The sequence below is a fragment of the Gimesia chilikensis genome (genome assembly GCF_008329715.1).
GTDB classification, from domain to species: Bacteria; Planctomycetota; Planctomycetia; order Planctomycetales; family Planctomycetaceae; genus Gimesia; species Gimesia chilikensis.
The window spans coordinates 340,246-358,628 of record NZ_VTSR01000005.1; the positions used below are offsets into that span (position 1 = coordinate 340,246).

Genomic DNA, 18,383 nt, shown 5'->3' on the forward strand with positions numbered 1-18,383 from the left:
CTAAGTGTTTATATGACAGACAGTTCCAATCACTGGATTCATTACAATGAGTGTCCGTTCCGCCAGACCGAAAGTAAACGATCTGATCTTTCGCTTAATAGGGCGCTCGATTCACCCGGAGCTCTACACCACCTGCGCCTCGGTTGACATTCTGCAGAAAGACTATGCAGCCACGCTGCGCGTCTGCGAAACCGGCCACATTGCCAGTATTCAGCACAAAGGCCACGCGGTCTGTGAGATTCTGACTTCGTTTCAGAATCCGCTGCCCAGCCAGAAACGACTGCTGGAAAAACCGGTGCGGGGCTGCCGTTCTGAATCCGTGCGGTTGGAGTCCGGCCTGTATTACCAGGTGAGCTATCAGCTTGAGGAACTGGATTACGTCATTTTCAAAAACGTACACGAAGAATATCTGATGGATGCCCAACGGGCCGACCTGGCGTATCATTTCATTTCGGAAAGTCGCCTGACCCCCGGTGCGTTAAGCATCATCGATTACGAAGCCAATCAGAACAGCCTGTTGATTCACGCCTTTCATACTTTCCCCGATGAATTGGCCGTGGTGAAGACGCAGTCGCTGTTCGAGTTCTGAAACATCAACGTAAGGGATCAGACTGATCTACGTCATGGATGACGGGCGAACCGAAATCATGATAAGCGATCTACTGTTTTCTCGACCCATGCTGCAGCGACTCAGCGCCGTTCTCGGCCTGATCATTCTGTGCAGCGCCGCTTCCACAGAAGCTGCGCACCGCAGCAGCTACTCGTATCAGCGCAATCCCCATGCTTCATCTGTCTATTCCCAGTACCGCCGTACGCACTACAACAGGTATGGTTACAACGGCTATCGCTACAACGCCGTTTCGTATCGTCCCTATCCTCCCGTGTCCCGCTCCACATTCTACGGATACGGCGGACGTCGCTACACCTACCGCTATCGGCCTTACTCATCGTTCGCCTACGGGTATCGTTACTACCGCCCCGCGTATTACGGGTATAACTACTATCCGCGTACAAGCTACTCTTATTACGGGAACAGCTTTAACTCGGGCTACTATTATCGCCCGTTCTGCGGTGCCTGGGGTTCGTATTCCTCCTGTTACTGCTCCCCCTTCTCCGGGATCGCCAGCTCGTATTACCCGGCGTACAGCAGCTACGGCGTCTGGGGTGGGCTCGGCAGTTATGGACCGCTCTGGGGAAGCTATACGCCCTACTGGGGCTCCTACTACGGCACCCCCTGGTCCTATTATCCCGGCTACTTCGGCGGGTATTACGGTCCCTACTGCGGAATCTGGCCTTATCGCCCCACGCTCTATCAGAGCATTGTCTTCCAGTCCGGATTCAATGTCGGCTATGGACGGGGCAGCTACTACAGCTTCTGGTAGAACCGATTAGTCGCGGTCTTACTCGACTGTAATCTCGAGCATCATCACTCCCACGATAATATCGTAGGTCGCGTGCGCACCTACGGTGATGCCAAACCCCCGCAGAAAAAACAGGCCGGCAAAGAACAGCCCCGCCAGCGTACGGAAAGTGAAGCTGAATACCGAAAACTGATCCCCGGTGGCACCAATGTAATGCGCCAGGGAAAAGATCAGGCTCGTGGAAATAATCGCCAGCACCGCCGACCAGCGGGCCTGCAGCATCATTCCCCGGAACAGCAGATAACAGATCGGCAGCAGCAACAGCCGGAACATCACCTCTTCATACACGCCTGCTCCCACAAAACTGACCACGCGTGAAGCTGATTCCTGTTTGATAAACATCATCACCGGCGAGGGTAACTGCTGAAAGACCAGATCCTGCACCTGTCCCAGCACGATCAGACAGAAGGCAAACAACAGACTCTCCGCGAACATCCCCACCAGCGTCTCGGCAGAGACCTTCCACGGATGTTTACAGCAGAGATGCCAGACCAGCAGCGTTCCCACAATCAGGCAGGGCAGCAGAAAAGTCTGTGTCAGTCCCAGTTGTGAGAGCCAGCTCCGCATCCAGTAATCCGCGCCATTGCGGATCAGTTCCGGCTGACTGCCTCCCATCGAGAGGACACCCAGTTCATAGATCAGCAGCAGCGGCGTCAGAAATACCAGGCAGACCAGGGGCTGCCGGGCTTCGAACCAGTAGCTGTCACTTTCCAGAGTCATGGTCTCTGCAGGTGCGTTCTTTTTACGTGTCATATCTCAGTCTGGTGATCGGTAACAGAATCTTTTAACCGGGATTCCGGATCCAGCGAAAAATGGGGCGACGCCAGTTCGGTATGCGCCGCATCGGGTCGATAACTTTGAAAACGTTTCAGTGAAAAGGGATCGTTGTGTCGATCTGCCTCGTGCAGTTCTTCAGGAAGTTGCTTATCCAGCGCCAGGAACAGTTGCTCCGAGACCTTCGCATCCCATTCTCCCTGCAGGGTTTCGCGATACAGTTGCAGAGCCGCCCCGAAGGCCAGCTCTTCCCCATCGCAGGTACGGATGCCGTCGGCCGTCAGTTCGCGACGATCGTTTTTCAGTTCGAGGTAGCGGCAGATCACTCCCATCCGCCGCGAATGTTCGCCCAGGTGATAGGTATGCAGCCGACGTGGATAGCCGGTTCCGTCCAGTCGTTCGTGATGCTGAGCCACGACCTCAGACAGGTACGAGTCTCCCGGAAAGCCCCGCAGGCCACCCAACAGAGCAGCTCCCAGAATCGGATGCTCGCCCCGTTCGTCATTTCTCTGATTCTCCCGGCCGTCTGCTTTCTTCGCCAGTTGGGGATTCAGCATCAGCCAACCCAGGTCGTGCAGCATGCCGGCCATCATTAACAGATCGCAGCTGTCGCGCCAGGCCGGAATCTGGCGGCTCACATAATAACTGCACCGCGCGACTTCCAGCCCACGTAGATAGATCAGAATATCCGGATGGGCAATCTGCTCGCGAGCCACCGCTTCCATATCCCGCAGCGACAGAAACAACAACTGCCCCGGATCGTCCAGGTGCGCATCGTCGTGTTTAATCTTCCGAATCAGATTCAACAGGTAATTCGGGTTACAGTAGGACTGCGTCCAGATATCTTCGGCCGCCAGTACCAGCTGTTTGAGATAATGGACCGTCGTCTGTGAAAGTAACAGCTGTTGTCGCAAATAGACCAGCTCGGTCTGAACGAAATCCAGAATCCGTGTGAGGTGCGGCAACTGTGATGCAGAGAGTGTCCGAACCGCGGTCGCATCCAGATACAGTCTGCACCGCTGCAGAATCACATTCACCCGCGCCTGCAGTTGTTTCAGTTCCTGTTGCAGTGCGGGGATTTTCAGTTCCCGGTTCTGTTGATCCAGTTCGCGAAACTGATTCTGCAGAGCAGACAGGACCGCCGCATTCCGCGGCAGCGGTTCTGCATCATTCACGCGGGCACAAAACGCCTCCCACTCATTCCGTTCCCGACGGATGGTCGGCGTGAGCCAGCGAAGAGATCTGGTGGAATGGTTCACAGGGTGCCCTCGTATTACATATTCATCACGGGTCTACTTCGGATACGAAGGAGGTGGTTCCCCCTTCTCTCTGTTTTATCGGCTCCCCGCGTCACAGGCATTGAAAAGTTTGCCTGAGTTCAGATTGGGTAAGCTGACCACAGTCCTGCTGTATCGTGTTGCGTGTGAGCAACTTACGAAGTTCGTTTTTTGCAGCCGCGGGTACAGGTGACAGAGTTGCCCTTCACCGCTGAGAATCTATGACACGCCGCTGTCTGCCGATCCACACATCCGGATAGAGGGATTGTAAGAAATACTCAATTTCCGGTGATCAGGACGCCGATTTGAGACTAAGCAGCATTTTTTCCTCTGTCTACTTGTCGTTGTTTTGCCGGCGAGCATAGAATTGCAGGAATGGTGCCTGTCAGCTAAGGCAAAATAAAGAACTTTTATCGATCACAGCGTGTCCTGATCAGCAGGGATTGAAATCAGGCACTCGCTCCACTATCGACACTCATATACAGGCAGGAAAATTCAAATGGCTACGGATTTTCGGCAAAAAGAACGGCTCCCTGAACTGACTGACCGGATCGTGGAAACCTACCACGAGATTGGCACCATTCATCATCTGGGGCATTGTCCGCTTCCCAGCCAGGACGCCGTGATTGAAGCCGCCCAGGAACTGAAAGACGTCATCTTTCCCGGATACAGTCGTCGTCAGAACCTGCACATGAGCAATGTGACATACCATGTGGGGAACATTATTGACTCCCTGCACGATATTCTCACCGTACAAATCGGCCGCGCACTGCGGCACCAGCATGTTCAGCAACACGGAGCCGACTGCGAGAAACTGCAGCAGATCGACTTCGAAGCAGAAGGACAGAAGAGAACGATTCAGTTTCTGGAAACCATTCCGGAAATCCGCCGCGCCCTGGCGACCGACGTCCAGGCGGCTCTCGACGGAGACCCCGCAGCGACCTGCTTCGATGAAATCATCTTCTGTTACCCCGGACTGGAAGCCATCACCGTTTACCGGCTCGCCCATCAGTTATACCGACTCAACGTACCCATCATTCCGCGTATGCTCTCGGAATGGGCTCACTCACAGACCGGGATTGATATTCACCCGGGTGCCACCATCGGCCACTCGTTCTTTATCGACCACGGTACCGGTGTCGTGATTGGCGAGACCTGTGAAATCGCCGAGAACGTGAAGGTCTACCAGGGGGTCACCCTCGGGGCACTCAGTTTCCCCAAAGACTCGGAGGGCCGCATCATTCGCGAACAGAAGCGTCACCCCACCATCGAGCGGGGCGTTGTGATTTACGCGAATGCCACCATCCTGGGAGGCGATACTGTGATCGGCCACGACTCCGTGATTGGCGCCAGTGTCTCGCTGATGAAGAGCGTGCTGCCCAATACGATCGTCACCATCGAAAAGCCGTCACTGCGGTTCCGCGAGGCTTCCTGATCTTCGCCGCTGAATAAGCTTGAAATCGAGATCGACGCAGACCGTGTTCCCACACGGTCTTTTTTTATGGCGTTAGCAGGGGTCATGTGCCGCGCATAAAAAAATCCTGTGTGAGTCAGATAACTGACCGCACACAGGATTGATCGCAATAATATTGTTTGCTTAAGCGATGGCCCGGTGGGAACCGCCATCTTCTTTCCGATCATCCCGGAGCGAACCGACGTGATCCAGGGTCGTATCCAACTGAGATGCCAGCTTCTCCTGTGTTTCCAGCAGGGAAGCAGCAGCAGCTTCATACTGACGCTCGCGGCTGGTCAGCTGATCCGCACGCAGCTGGAGTTCTGCCGAGAACCGTGTCAGCTCTTCCATCATCGTTTCCAGGTCAGCCATCAGGTCCGACTGTTCCTCAACAGACAGCTGGTCATGCTCCGGTTCGTCTTTCAGTTGATGTACCTGTGACAGCAGGGCAGCGGCTCCCTGCTCTCTCCGGGACTCATACTGCTCGATCATCTGTACGTCCTGTTCGATCAGGTCGACCAGTTCAGATGCGGACAGGTCCTTGAGAATTGTTTCATTCGTCATTGAGTGATCTCTTTTATCTGGGGTGATGGGAGCGCTCGTCTCAGCAGGCGAGCCAGATAATCCTGCGCGGGAAATGCTCATGGCTGGCTGGGAATGCTGACCCTGTCGAAACACAAATTCAATGGGACCGATGGTGATCACATCACCGTCAGCCAGTACTGACGTCTGATGCGGAATCCCATTGAGTAACAGTCTGGGTTGAGGAGCAAGTGCCTCGATGGTGACTTCGCCCTCTGCAATATGGACTACCGAATGCAGAATTGGCATCGACTGACCGGAAAGCTGCAGACCGCAACAGGTGCCCGCGCCAATTGTCAGACGGTCTCCCTGGAGAGGTCGCATGGGAAACCGGGTTTTCCCTTTGACAATTTCCAGAGAATGCTGGGGGGAAGATTCTAAGACCACAGACTTTTCAACCTCATGTTGAGACAGGAACTTGATAATTCCTCAGAACCCTGTTTTTCAGGGCTACACAACACTGAATCGACCGTCAGTCGAGGACAGCATAAGGAAACCTTGGAGTTACTCTTTGATCAATCTCCATTGATGGTTCACTCAGCTCTCCGAACCAGGTTCTGCGCATTATAGGTAAAATAGAACAGCGCCGAACGGATAAGCCCGCATCAAACCGGGTAAACAGAGCAGACTTTTCCCGTCAGTTGCTTTGTAGATCCTTGTCAATAAAGGAAACACCTCAGTCCGATTTTGAAATGCTGTCAGACAGGCGAAATAACGGCATATCTGACTAGAGGCTCCAGTTCGTTCACCCGTCGCGGGAGGGAATTGTCACCACAGCGTCCCTTTTCCGAACGGGCTGCTCAGTCGATCTTGCCGCCTGGCAGATCGCGCTTGGTAGGCGGTGGCAGATCTGGTTCCGGCGGTTTCGGAGAAGAGGGAGGCGGCTTGTAACCTTCACAGGTCAGCTTCAGGTTGCCTCCCAGTGGAACGCGGAAATCAGAGTTGGGATCTAAAGCCGTCCAGCCAGCCATCAGGTCTCGCTGATCCGCATAACTTCGCGCCACGAGATAGGTATCATAGCTGTCTGCCCAGACGCGGAAGTCCAGGTAGAACAGTTGCGGGTTGATCTTGCGGATCTCCTGACGAAACAGCGCATTCGACTTCGACAGCCGTTCCGTAGTATCGCCTCGCCCCTCGCGCAGCTCCAGTAAGAGATAAGGAACGCCCCCGACAGCTTTAAGCTTAATCCGCCAGTCCCGGTTCCCCACATTCTTGTTTTCGAATAACTCTTCCAGCTTCGCACAGTCCACGGCCTGCTCGGGAGCAGTTACCAGTCGGCTCTGTGCAATCGCCTGGTAGGCCAACTGTTGCAGTACAGGGATTTCCACTCGTATGACACGACCATGGCGGCAGATGTACTCGATGGGCTTCGCGCCTTTAGGTGCGTCGCGGGGATTGGGCAGATTCACGATTTTCGCATTCGGCGTTGGCCCTGGATCGGGGGTTTTCGCCAGTTTCGCTTTGATGTCTGCCAGTTCTTTTTCCCTGGTGACAATCTCTTTCTCCAGCGTCTGTACCTGCTTATCGCGTTCTTCGATCTGTTTTTTGAGCTTATCGATATCGACCCGGATTTCTTTGAGCTTCTCCAGCTCTTTCTTCAACTTCTCTGCCAGAGCCTGCTGCTCTTCAACGTTGACGTTATCTTTCTTCTGTGTCAGCTCTTTGATGGTTTCCAGCTGTTCTTTTTCCAGCGCCAGTTTCTCGCGCAGCTTTTTGACGTTCTGCTGAGACTCTTCCATCGCTTCTTCAGTGACCGCACCTTTAATACGTTCGACGGCCTGCCCCACACCGAGCTGAGTTACGGTGAGCAGAATGACCAGAATTCCGACCACATTCGTCATCGTATCCAGCAGCGAGTCGAGGCTGGCGCCCCCTGAAGATCCTTTTTTCTTTTTCATGACACAATCTGAATTGCTACTATACTGAATATTCGTTTCGATCCCGCAGGCCCTCTCTGAAAATTCGGCCTGAATTTCAGACCGGAACGGCCCTGCGGTTTGCATTCGTACCCCTCTCATCATAAAAGCGGAGCAGGGCTGATCGCAAGCAGCGACTGGCAGTACTTCCCCTGAAACTGATAAGAATCCCGACTCAGCAGGACACCGCTTGTGGACGTTTTTCCATTACAGATCCCCGGTTTGATGGTCGTCGGCACCGATACCGGCGTCGGCAAAAGCTACATTTCCGCTGCCATAGCCCGGCAATTGACCTCAGAAGGGGTTCGCACCGGGGCCTACAAACCAGCGTGCAGCGGCAGTGTCATCGACGAATCGACGGGCCAGCCTTACTGGGAAGACGTCAAACTCCTGCGGCAGGCCATCGGCGGTACCGACCTGCCCCCTGAACGGATCTGCCCGCAAACCTTTCACGCCCCGCTGGCCCCACCGGTAGCCGCAGCAAAAGAGGGCCGTCGCATCGACGAAGCTCTGCTCCTGGAAGGAGTTCGCTGGTGGAAGTCTCAAGCCGAGTTCCTGATCGTCGAAGGGGTGGGAGGCGTGCTCTGCCCTCTCTCCTCTCAGCAGCTGATTGTGGATTTCGCAGAGAAACTGAAATATCCCCTGCTGATCGTAGCCCGCGCCGGTCTGGGCACCATCAACCACAGCCTGCTGACGATTGAAGCCCTGCAACAGCGCGGCCTGAAGATCGCCGGCCTGATCCTGAATGACGTCGACCCCGAACTCAGCGACGAATCTCGGCTCTCCAACGCCGAACAGATCCAGTTGTGGACAAGCGTGCCTGTTTTGTCTTTTGTCCCCTTTGACTGGCAATCAAACTTGCTTCGGTACCAGAGTCAGGACAGAATAGACTGGAGACAAGTGTCGCAGGATCTCCTCTGAGTGCTCATACCCATCACCAGATCACATTCGTCTGCCCGCCAGAACTTCTGGTGATGACCTCACTACCGCCAGTCCTGCTCATGCCTGAGATATCATCAACGCGTCTATCATCAACCGGAGAAATGGATGAGTATTGAAGTCACCTGCCCCGCCTGTGGGGGTTCCATCCAAATCGAAGAAGTAGCCGAAGTCGTTGCCTGTCCGCTCTGCCAGGTACACCTCCAGGTCGACCCCGAGACCAGTGAACCTGTGCTCGTCTCCCTGGACGCCGACGAAGCAGCGGATCCACCAGCCGCGGAAGCCAGCGAGACAGAGACCGCAGAAGCGGAAGCAGAAACCCAGGACGAACCCGTCGCCGAGGCAGACTCTGAAACGACTTCTGAGGAAACCGCCAGCGAAGAGGCCGCCGTAGACGAAGAGACCGGCGCAGACGAAGAGACAGCCTCTCCCTTCTCCTTCCTGCCGGGTGGTAATCAGGCTCGCAAAACCGAAAAACGCGAAACACCCAAATTCGACTTCCTCCCGGGCGGCGCCAATGAATCAGCAGACAAAGACACCGCAGAGGTAGCCGAGCCCGAGTCATCCACAGACGAAGCCATTGAAGCAGAGGCGGAAGTCGCTTCAACAGAAACTACGACCGACGCCGACTCAGAAACCGCTGCAGAGTCAACAGACAGCGAAGCCGAAGAGCAGCCGGCCGAGACTGAAACCGCTTCCCCGTTCTCCTTCCTGCCAGGCGGCAGTAACGACGAACAGACCACAGAAGAAGCGACTACGGAATCGGAATCCGAAACCGCGGAAACAGAGATCGCAACAGAGGACACCACCGCGGACACAGCTGAAACAGCAACTGACGCAGAAGAGACCAGCGCAGAAGCAGTCAGTGAACCCCCAGCTCCCGCGGAAACGGCGACCACCGAATCAACAACCGCAGCCCCGGAACCGGCGGCTTCCCCCGCACCACAGAGCTACCGTAAACCTAAGACGGTCTCCAAGCGACTGTTCACACTCACGCTGACCTACGCGATCGCCGCAACGATCATGGTCGCGATGCTGCTCTATGCGAAGTACCAGGGCGATCCGCATCAGCTGGAAAGCCTCCCCGACCTCAAACCCCCGATCAAGAACGATGAAATCGCGCTGCAGCTGGTCCCGGAAAATGCAGAGCTGCCCCCCGGGCATACGCTGCAGTTGGGTGGGCCCGGCCGACGCTTCGGAAATGTGATGGTCACTCCGCTCCGCGTCACCCGTGGACCGCTGGAGTTCGAGCATTACACCGGTGATGCCAGCAGGACCCGCGAACCGACGTCCAGCGACGTTCTCAAGCTCTATCTCAAATTCGAAAACATGTCGGACGATCAGACCTTCGAACCCCTGGATCAGAAACTGCTCCTCTCCCGCGTGCCCGGTAAGAACCCTGATTCCCCCATGCGGGCCAACAATTTCGTCAGCCGCCTCGATCAACGACATCCGGACGGCGAACGGGTACTCGTCTACGACATGCCCCCCTCCTGGGAATGGAACATCAAAGGCCAGAACATCAATCAGGAGTCTACACCTCAAAAGCTGGAACCGGGCCAGAGCTTTGAAACCTTCGTTGCCACCAACGAGGCAGGCATTGATTCCCTCACCGGCGAACTGGTCTGGCGACTGCAGATCCGCAAAGGTTATAACCCCAAGTCGCACCGCGGCGTGACCACGCTGATTGACGTCGTCTTCAACAGCGACCAGATTCAGAAAGAAGTTCCCTCCGAGAGCAAGGCCCCGCTGCCTACCAGTTAAGCTGGTTCATAGCGTTCCCCCTCTCTGACCGCGCATAAAAAAACGCCTCGGCAGTATTCCAGGAATACCACCGAGACGTAACGCGGAACCGCATACGATGCGGTGAGGAATTTTCAATGAGGACAACTCTTTCCGCTACTGGTGCCGGCACAAGCCTCATTTCTCAGAGACTTGTACCAGGCACCCCTTTCAGGAGAGTACCATCCTGAAACTACTTCTGGACCACGACGAAGCGGGCACCGCTGTGGTTCCGAACCAGCAGCAGGACGCGGTCTTTTTCTTTGGCTTCTTTCAAGCCGAGATTAAACTGATCCATAGTAGTCACTTCAGTTGTCCCAATCTTTTCAATGATCATGCCTTTCATCAGGCCGGCTTCTTCAGCGGCACTACCAGGCTCGACCGAGGTGATGACCACCCCGTTAACGTCGTCTGAGTAGCCCAGCTGGTTGGCCAGCTCTTTGGTCAAAGGCTGAACTTCAATTTTGAGATCGTTGACGCTGGTCTTCTGCTTCCCTTTGCTGGAGTCTTCCAGGGGAGACTCGTTCTTAGCGACTGAGAAGCTCTTAGGCATTTCCTGCATCGTGACCTGCTTGTGGACGCGTTTGCCATCCCGTAACAGTTCCATCGTGTAGGATTTGTCGACAGACAGCTGTTCGACGATTCCCTGCAGATTCCGCGGACCGGAAACATCTTTACCTGCAAAGTTCAGGATGATGTCACCTGTCTTGAGGTCTGCTTTATCAGCCGGAGAATCTTCCATCACCTGGGTGATGATCGCTCCCTGACCGACTTTGATATCGAAGGACTTGGACAGATCGTTGCTGATCGGCTGGATGCCTACGCCCAGGAAGGAACGTTTCACCATACCATGGTCAATTAACTGTCCGGAGACCCAGCGAGCCATGTTGACCGGAATTGCAAAACCAACACCATCGTAGCCACCACTGCGGCTGGAGATGGCAGTGTTGATGCCGATCACTTCGCCACGCAGGTTCAACAGCGGACCACCACTATTACCAGGGTTGATGGCTGCGTCAGTCTGCAGGTAGTCTTCACGATCGTTAATTCCCGGACCACGGCTCTTCGCACTGATGATCCCGTTTGTCACACTCATACCGATACCGAAGGGGTTACCGATCGCCAGTACCCAGTCACCGATTTCCATCTTGGAGCTGTCGCCCAGCGGAATGGCTACCAGATCTGGTGCATCGATCTTAATCACGGCAACGTCAGACCGCGGGTCGGTCTTGATGTCGGATGCGGTGAATTCGCGACCGTCGTTCAGGGTGACTTTGACCACATCGGCCCCATTCACCACGTGCGAGTTGGTCATGATCAGACCGGACTTGTTAATAATGAATCCGGAACCGGTTCCCATCTTGCGGGGAGCCCGACGCGGCTGGTTCTGATGCTGCTTGAACATGTCTTTGAACCGCGGATCATTTTCAAACAGGTCTTTGAACGGGGAGTCATCACCAAAGGGCATCATCTGCTGATTCGATACCTGGGATGTTTTGCTGACCGTTTCGATCGATACGATCGAAGGCATCGCCCGTTTGCTGACATCGCGGAATATACTTGATAACTCTGTCGCACTCGCAGCCACCGGGACATCAGAAGACACATCTTTCTGAGCCACACCCACTGCGGCACCCACCAGACAAGCGCTACCTATGATAGCGAACATCCAGTTTCGATTTGCTGTTAACGCTTTCATTAAAATTACCCTCCTAAAATTAAATGGCTGACAGATATGCCTCGGGCCATCTCTTTCTGGATTCTATGAGAATTAGCTGACTCAAATCCGTAGTACAAAAAAAACAATTGGCGGAAAAAATGGCGGTGATCACGCCTGCCCGGGCGGGCCATTGTGATCGTGTTGTGTGCACAACAGCGAGCTTTCACTCGTTTCATCAAGCGGCTGGACTGTCTTTATTACGAGCCAATGCGGGAATTCTGTTGGGACTGCTTCAAAAAAAATTTCTGATCTGGCCGCTTTCAGGGTCCCGGAATCGGTACACAGACACAGGAAAACACCTGAAAACCTGAATATTTTTCAACCATTTCGACGATTCCCCAGTTTTTCTGTTTTCTTCAAATCTTTGCTAATGTTAATATTTATCAATACTTAGGGAAGATCATTTCAGACTCCCGCGGGCCATTTCAGATTCTGAAATCATTCATTCATTGATATTCCTCAAAGCCACAAATCACAGGAGGCGCGCATGCTGTACGATCTCAGTCCCGCAGAGATCGACGTACTCCTTGAGGAGTGTCAACACAATCTGGGTTACTCATTCACCAACTATGAACTGCTGAAATGCTGCCTGACCCACACCTCCGCCGCCAAGACCCGCATGGACTCCAACGAGCGGCTCGAGTTCCTCGGAGACGCCATTCTGGGTGCACTGGTCTGTGAGAAGCTGTTCCACCAGTTCCCCAATTCTCCCGAGGGAGAGCTGACCCGCATTAAGTCGGCGGTCGTCAGCCGCAATACCTGTACCCGGCTGGCACGTGAGAAAGGCCTCGATCGGTTCATCTTCGTCGGCAAGGGACTGGCGATGACCGAGACGCTCCCTGAATCGCTCCTGGCTGGCATGTTCGAAGCGATCATCGCCGGAATCTATCTCGACGGCGGAATGGAACCGGTACACGAGTTCCTGGATCCGCTGATCGAGCGTGAAAACATGAAAGCCTCCCGCTCGGTGCACGGCTTCAATTACAAGAGCCTCTTACAGCAGTATTCGCAGAAGAAGTTTTCTCAGACCCCGGTCTATGAACTGGTCGATGAGAAAGGCCCCGATCATTCGAAGTTTTTCAAGGTGACCGCCATCATCGGCGAAATTCAGTATGAGCCGGCCTGGGGCTCCACCAAAAAAGAAGCCGAACAGCGGGCCGCGCTGAATGCACTCAGACAGAATGAAGATGAAAACGGATCAGACTGGGAACTACCGTCGATGCCCGATGACATCTGATGCGATCAACCGGTTTTCTCGGCCTGTAAATAGAAAGGGCCGAGAGGATACGGGAATCCTCTCGGCTCTAAGATGGGGATGATGTTTTGGAGTGGCCCAGGGTGGGCTGACCCGCCTCCACGGGTCGGTGGGAATATCTCTCTCTTCTCTCGTGAACTTTGAAGTCTCTCAACTCTTCAAAATTCCATGGGTCTCTCTCTTTACCCACAGCAGACATAATGCAGCAATCGTGCCAAAGCGGGAGAGACCATTTCGAATTTTGAGCATTCACTCCGCAAACACCTGAAAAACAGGGATAAATATCAGGCAGCGTTTTCAGAGAAATTTTCCACCCTGTGGAAATTGCAAGAATTGCAAAAGGAAAACCATCGTTTTTTCCTCCGCAATGTAACTCTTACAACGCGAAATGAGGGGAATTCAACCCTTCAACGCGCCGTTCCCGGCGTCGTCTCTTTCACATCGATCGAAAGTTTTCCCACTGCCTGTAAGATAGGTAAGAAGATCGCCAGTGGTGCCGGAGCATTCTCAGACAGACTGGAGTCCGCCAGTTTAATGTGCCCCGCGCCGATCCCCCCTTTTCCCAGAGTCGCATCCAGGGGAATCCAGCGGCCATCCAGATAGACCTCGGTCCACATATGCCCGCCGAAGCTTGCCCGACTTGGAATGTAGACCAGCCCCACCACCACACGCGCAGGCAGATTCATGGCCCGCAGCATCGCCGCCAGCAGCACCGCATGCTCAGTACAATCCCCTTCCATATTCTTCGCCACTTCGCCTGCAGACGCCAGTGCCGTCGAAAAATTCTTCTTCCGCAGATGCTCATGCACATACTTTTCCATCTGCACAGCCTGCTTCCAGGGATTGGTTTCAGATTGCACCGCCTGCTTCGCATGCTCGACCACACGTGAATCGTCAGACTGGAGAAACTGGGAAGGTTGCAGATACTCTTTATCCACATCCGCTTTGGGAAACTTCTGGGGCGCTGCCGCCTTCTGCACGGTGAGCCGGGCCCGATGTTCATTCAGTTTCTCCACTTTCTGCGTCTCACTCTCCGGCAAGACCGACGTCGGATCACCATCGGTCAGCGTAATCTCATAGACGACACGCTCTGTATCATGTGCCCCGGGGATCGGTTTGACCTTGATCAGCGTCTGCACCGCCAGATCCAGTTCCTTACCGGACAACTCTTCCAGGGCGACCTCTTTACTTACCGTATAAGTAATCATCGCCGATCCCAGGAAATCGGCCACCGTTTTCGGAATCTTCCCTTCCCGCGTGACGTATAAATCAATCGTCATTCCGGGCAACAGGGACTGTTTCATCTCCACGTGCAGGCATTCGGCCTCTTCCCCGCCATACAGCTCTGTTTTCTCGTATTCGAGGGCCTTGAGCTGCACGTCGGTTACTTTGTTGTATTCAGGCAGCAGCATTGAGAATGACTGCTCCTCTCCCGGCTGGAGCGGCTGCTTCTGGAAAAACTGGTCAATATAACTGGGAGAATGAAATGTCGGCTTCCATTTCAACTGCGACTGTTTGGCCTGATTCGCCACGCTGGTTTTGATGTGCAGGGTCCCGTCGCGTACTTCGCCCTCAGAAACCGTGGAAGCAGCGGGGGGATTCTGCATTTCAAACGTATACGCCAGCAACTCACCAGCGGGCGTCTCTTTCGTTTTCAGATGCGTCTCCAGATTCAGAGCCTGCCCAAACCGCTTCAGCTTCAGATAGGAATCACTCTGTTGCAGAACGACCCGGCTCTCCCCTTCACCTGACTGGTGCGTCTGCGAACGGGCATAACCAATCCGCTGGTCATTCACGTAAATCACCTGCCAGACGTCTGCTTCCTCCACGGATGCGTTCTGGCCTGCCTGTTGAGTGGCTGCTTCCACAGCAGGCACCGGCTGTTCTGCACAGCCTGTCAGGCTCCCTACGAGCCACAGCCCCAGAGACAGAGCCACGTTTCGACTTTTCAGCCAGGATCGTAATCGGGTTTGCATCGTCCGGTTCTTTCTAAGCGATAAAAGCCTTCGGGTGACAGCTGACGTCAGACGGGAGATGAAACAGGCATAAAAAAATCCCTGCAATTCTCGCTGGAGTTGCAGGGATTATTGTAGTCGGTTCAGGTGACTTCAGGAAACCGGAAATCAGTCGAGATCTTCGTCCAGATCATCATCACTTTCATCCACATCGTCTCCGTCATCACTGTCATCCAGATCGACATCGTCCAGGTCATCTGAATCGTCGGAATCATCTGTGGAGTCGACATCTTCATCATCGGTGTCGTCGCTGTTCAAGGTTTCATCGTCGTCGAGATCTGCTGTATCGTCGGCAGGAATCTTCGCAACAACGGCTTCCCCGTCAACGGGTTCTTTGACCGGCTGAATGAAGTACAGTTTCTTGGCGTTCTTGGCACGCAGCTGTTCAATCCGCTCTTCTGCTGCATCACGCTGATCGTATGGGAAGCGAGACTCTTCCTTCATACTCCCTGTGAAAACACCCCAGACCAGGCGACGGCGTACATCAGCTTTAGCTGACTTCTTCTTACGGGTCGCCTTCTTCTTTTTAGTGGCTTTTTTCTTGGGAGATGATTTTTCTTCCGCTTCGGCCGCTTCTGCCTGACGGCGCATTTCCAGACGACTGGGAGACTTTCGAGCCATTTTCGCTTCTTTGGTAAAATTAAACTCTATTTGTAAGTTGAAATGGGAACACCTTGGAAGCTAAGCATAACAATTCAATTCTGGAATGACTATGGACAGACAAGCCCTCAGAGGGTGAAGAACGCATTTTTTTCGTTTTGAAACCTGAAAACCGGCTTACCGGGCCTGACCACCAATGCAACAGGCTGCAGACAACGCCCCAGCTTCCCCCACTCAGCATGTGATTTGCCTGCCTGCGAGATTCAGCAGCATTTTTCCAAATTCAGCCGAATTCGCACATTTCAACCTATCCCATTACAATTCATAGACTTACATTCACTTGACCGCAAAAATCCCGAGAACATTTAACCAATTCCATCGAAATAATCAGAATAACTTATTTAACCGGACCCCAATGACCGATCAATCAGGATAGCAATCTCATTGTTTCGTTTGCGCAGCAGGAATGACTCACAGTGCGAACCTGACGATAGATAGAGCTCTGATGTAATGGACGAAATCAAATATCTCTCTACAATTGGGAACGGAGTTGTTCATGAAACGGTATCGTAAGTGGGTCTTGACGCTGGGGATCATGGCGGTGACTCCCGGTATCACAATGGCCGGACCCTTGGATTTCTTCACAAAGAAATCTGAACAGTCTAGTTCGACCGCTGTATCGGGCAAGATTTCCAACAATCAGAAAGTCGCCAATGACATTGCCGACGCTCTGAGACAAGCCCGGTTAACCGGTTACAACATGGAAATCGAATTCAACAAAGGTGTTGCAGTACTTTCCGGTAAAATTCCGACTGCTGCACAAAAAGCACAGGCCACCCGGCTGATCTCACGGGTCGAAGGTGTGACCCGTGTCGACAACCGCCTGGTTGTCAGTGAAGCTGCCGGTAACCCGACTGCTTCAACCGCTCCTGGGACTCCTCAAAAGAGCCTCAATCCTTTCCGTAGAGCGGACGACATTGTCCAGGCCTCTGCTTCAGCAGATCCCTTCCTGAAAGGGTCTCTGCAACAGGCTCAGTTCGAACAATCTGTGGAAAACCGACGTTCCAATGTGCAAACCGTCTCTCATCAGGCTGCTGCTCCTCGCAGTGCCGGTGTGAGCAACCAGCAGATGGCAGAACAACTGGCCAAAGCACTGGGACCAGCCCTGGCATCCGCTCACGAAGTGGAAATCCGCTACAAAAACGGAACAGCTATCCTGCAGGGATCAATCGGATCTCCTCGGGAAAAACAGATGGCAACCCAGATTGCCCAGCGTGTTCCGGGTGTAAAAGCGGTTGATAACCGTCTGCAGGTTCAGGCTTCTGCTCCCCAGACGTCCATGATTCAGCCAACCAACTACATGAATTATCAGGCTCCTAATCCTGGTCCTGGTGGCCCTCCAATGATGAGCCCCCAGCCTGGTATGGGTCCTGTTGCCAACAATGTTTACAACAGCCCGCACCTGCCTGAAACTGCCTGGCCAACTTATGCAAACTACCCGAACTACGCTCAGGTAGCTTACCCCAGCCAGTACTCAGCCAGTGCCTTCCCTTACATCGGGCCCTTCTACCCCTATCCTCAGGTTCCACTGGGATGGCGTCAGGCTCAGCTCGAATGGGATGATGGCTCCTGGAAACTGAACTTCCGCCCTCGCACCGACCGCTGGTGGTGGTTCATGAATCCAAAGAACTGGTAAGTCACTCACCAGTTTGACCAAAATGTTGAAATGCCTTCCGGAACTCGCTTTCTGGAAGGCATTTTTTCTGGCACCAGAGTGTGAACACACAGTGAACATGCTCCCGCCAGGCCGTCACAACGGTTTTTACCGACGAAATCGTCAAAACCGTTAAATTTTCACAAGATTCACGGACGCAGAGTCCGATAAGAAGAACAGGGAGTCATAGTCTGTCTCCATCAGGCAAGAAGCCAGACGACAGAACATGACATCTACTTATCGAGCTCACCGCTCACTAACACTGATGACGAAGTCAAAAACACATCAAACCACTTCGTTCAATTCACCCGGAGGAAGAAGGATGTTCAAAATCGGGAAGCAATTCAGCCGTGCTTTGCTTTTGGGCTGTGCCTGCTTGTTAACGATCAATACCAGTGGTTGTACGCTGGTGAAAGGCTTTGTGGAAGTGGCCTACGCCGGCTCTGTCTTCTGGCGGACCACTCCTCTCATCCCGGTCACCGCCTACTGGTCACAGTTGGTTGAAGACACGTACTGGGAAGAAGAACGCTACAACAAAGTTCCTATTCTGGATCCGGTCGAAGGCGAACACGCACCGCTGTTCTGTCTCGATCCACCCAGCCCGGATGAAGTCATTCGTGCTCTGCCGGACAAAACCGGCGGCGGAGTCTGGTTCCTGGCAGAAACCTCTCGCAACAATGTCCGCATGGTGGTAGAACCCATCGTAGACCGGATTGGCGAGTGCCGCTTCTACCCGATGGTCGGACCAGCTCGTCAGCACCACTGTCACTACAAGTGCACCGTGTACTACGACAAAACCATTCGCTCAGACTGGCCCATTCCGTTCTCTAACACTGATCAGACCAAAGAAGTGGTTTACATTGACCACGACCACCTGATCCGCTGTGCCGGACCACCATCTGAGTAATACTGAACTCAAAGCGGCTTCTCGCAGG

General features: G+C 53.8%; 15 protein-coding genes. 8 read left to right on the plus strand and 7 right to left on the minus strand.

Annotated features, from left to right (window positions below):
- The first annotated feature begins 46 nt into the window (after nucleotides 1–46).
- Nucleotides 47–589 carry a DUF2617 family protein gene (locus FYZ48_RS05570; RefSeq protein ID WP_149338353.1) on the plus strand — a complete coding sequence of 181 codons (543 nt, stop codon included), beginning with the start codon at nucleotides 47–49 and terminating at the stop codon, nucleotides 587–589.
- Between the two features lie 58 nt (nucleotides 590–647).
- On the plus strand, nucleotides 648–1,382 hold the full coding sequence (locus tag FYZ48_RS05575) for a hypothetical protein (protein ID WP_149338355.1): 735 nt from the start codon (nucleotides 648–650) through the stop codon (nucleotides 1,380–1,382).
- Between the two features lie 18 nt (nucleotides 1,383–1,400).
- Here FYZ48_RS05575 and FYZ48_RS05580 read toward each other — a convergent pair whose 3' ends face one another.
- On the minus strand, nucleotides 1,401–2,174 hold the full coding sequence (locus FYZ48_RS05580) for a CPBP family intramembrane glutamic endopeptidase (RefSeq protein ID WP_149338357.1): 774 nt from the start codon (nucleotides 2,172–2,174) through the stop codon (nucleotides 1,401–1,403).
- A complete protein-coding gene (locus FYZ48_RS05585) occupies nucleotides 2,171–3,454 on the minus strand; it encodes an HD-GYP domain-containing protein (protein ID WP_149338359.1) in 1,284 nt (427 codons plus the stop codon). The genes FYZ48_RS05580 and FYZ48_RS05585 overlap by 4 nt, the downstream gene beginning before the upstream one ends.
- A gap of 517 nt (nucleotides 3,455–3,971) precedes the next feature.
- Between FYZ48_RS05585 and FYZ48_RS05590 the strand changes: the two genes are divergently transcribed.
- On the plus strand, nucleotides 3,972–4,907 hold the full coding sequence (locus tag FYZ48_RS05590; protein WP_149338361.1) for a serine acetyltransferase: 936 nt from the start codon (nucleotides 3,972–3,974) through the stop codon (nucleotides 4,905–4,907).
- A gap of 162 nt (nucleotides 4,908–5,069) precedes the next feature.
- Here FYZ48_RS05590 and FYZ48_RS05595 read toward each other — a convergent pair whose 3' ends face one another.
- Nucleotides 5,070–5,894, minus strand: a complete 825-nt coding sequence (locus FYZ48_RS05595) for an FHA domain-containing protein (protein ID WP_149338363.1) — start codon at nucleotides 5,892–5,894, stop codon at nucleotides 5,070–5,072.
- Nucleotides 5,895–6,307: 413 nt separating this feature from the next.
- On the minus strand, nucleotides 6,308–7,405 hold the full coding sequence (locus FYZ48_RS05600) for a hypothetical protein (protein WP_149338366.1): 1,098 nt from the start codon (nucleotides 7,403–7,405) through the stop codon (nucleotides 6,308–6,310).
- A gap of 210 nt (nucleotides 7,406–7,615) precedes the next feature.
- Here FYZ48_RS05600 and bioD point away from each other — a divergent pair, with 210 nt between their 5' ends.
- Nucleotides 7,616–8,344 (plus strand): dethiobiotin synthase, encoded by a 729-nt coding sequence (gene bioD, locus FYZ48_RS05605; protein ID WP_149338368.1) that lies wholly within the window; start codon nucleotides 7,616–7,618, stop codon nucleotides 8,342–8,344.
- A gap of 126 nt (nucleotides 8,345–8,470) precedes the next feature.
- Nucleotides 8,471–10,126 carry a hypothetical protein gene (locus tag FYZ48_RS05610; RefSeq protein ID WP_149338370.1) on the plus strand — a complete coding sequence of 552 codons (1,656 nt, stop codon included), beginning with the start codon at nucleotides 8,471–8,473 and terminating at the stop codon, nucleotides 10,124–10,126.
- A 211-nt stretch (nucleotides 10,127–10,337) separates the two neighbouring features.
- On the opposite strand, the gene FYZ48_RS05615 is transcribed toward FYZ48_RS05610, so the two are convergent.
- On the minus strand, nucleotides 10,338–11,843 hold the full coding sequence (locus FYZ48_RS05615) for a Do family serine endopeptidase (RefSeq protein ID WP_149338373.1): 1,506 nt from the start codon (nucleotides 11,841–11,843) through the stop codon (nucleotides 10,338–10,340).
- Nucleotides 11,844–12,351: 508 nt separating this feature from the next.
- Between FYZ48_RS05615 and rnc the strand changes: the two genes are divergently transcribed.
- Nucleotides 12,352–13,101 carry a ribonuclease III gene (gene rnc / locus FYZ48_RS05620; protein WP_149338375.1) on the plus strand — a complete coding sequence of 250 codons (750 nt, stop codon included), beginning with the start codon at nucleotides 12,352–12,354 and terminating at the stop codon, nucleotides 13,099–13,101.
- Nucleotides 13,102–13,526: 425 nt separating this feature from the next.
- On the opposite strand, the gene FYZ48_RS05625 is transcribed toward rnc, so the two are convergent.
- Nucleotides 13,527–15,095, minus strand: a complete 1,569-nt coding sequence (locus FYZ48_RS05625; RefSeq protein WP_149338377.1) for a transglutaminase-like domain-containing protein — start codon at nucleotides 15,093–15,095, stop codon at nucleotides 13,527–13,529.
- A gap of 147 nt (nucleotides 15,096–15,242) precedes the next feature.
- Nucleotides 15,243–15,755 (minus strand): hypothetical protein, encoded by a 513-nt coding sequence (locus FYZ48_RS05630; protein WP_187781884.1) that lies wholly within the window; start codon nucleotides 15,753–15,755, stop codon nucleotides 15,243–15,245.
- 535 nt (nucleotides 15,756–16,290) lie between these two features.
- Between FYZ48_RS05630 and FYZ48_RS05635 the strand changes: the two genes are divergently transcribed.
- Entirely contained in the window at nucleotides 16,291–17,430 is a 1,140-nt protein-coding gene (locus tag FYZ48_RS05635) for a BON domain-containing protein (protein WP_149338379.1), read from the plus strand.
- Nucleotides 17,431–17,770: 340 nt separating this feature from the next.
- On the plus strand, nucleotides 17,771–18,355 hold the full coding sequence (locus FYZ48_RS05640; RefSeq protein ID WP_145044930.1) for a hypothetical protein: 585 nt from the start codon (nucleotides 17,771–17,773) through the stop codon (nucleotides 18,353–18,355).
- The last annotated feature ends 28 nt before the right edge of the window (nucleotides 18,356–18,383 follow it).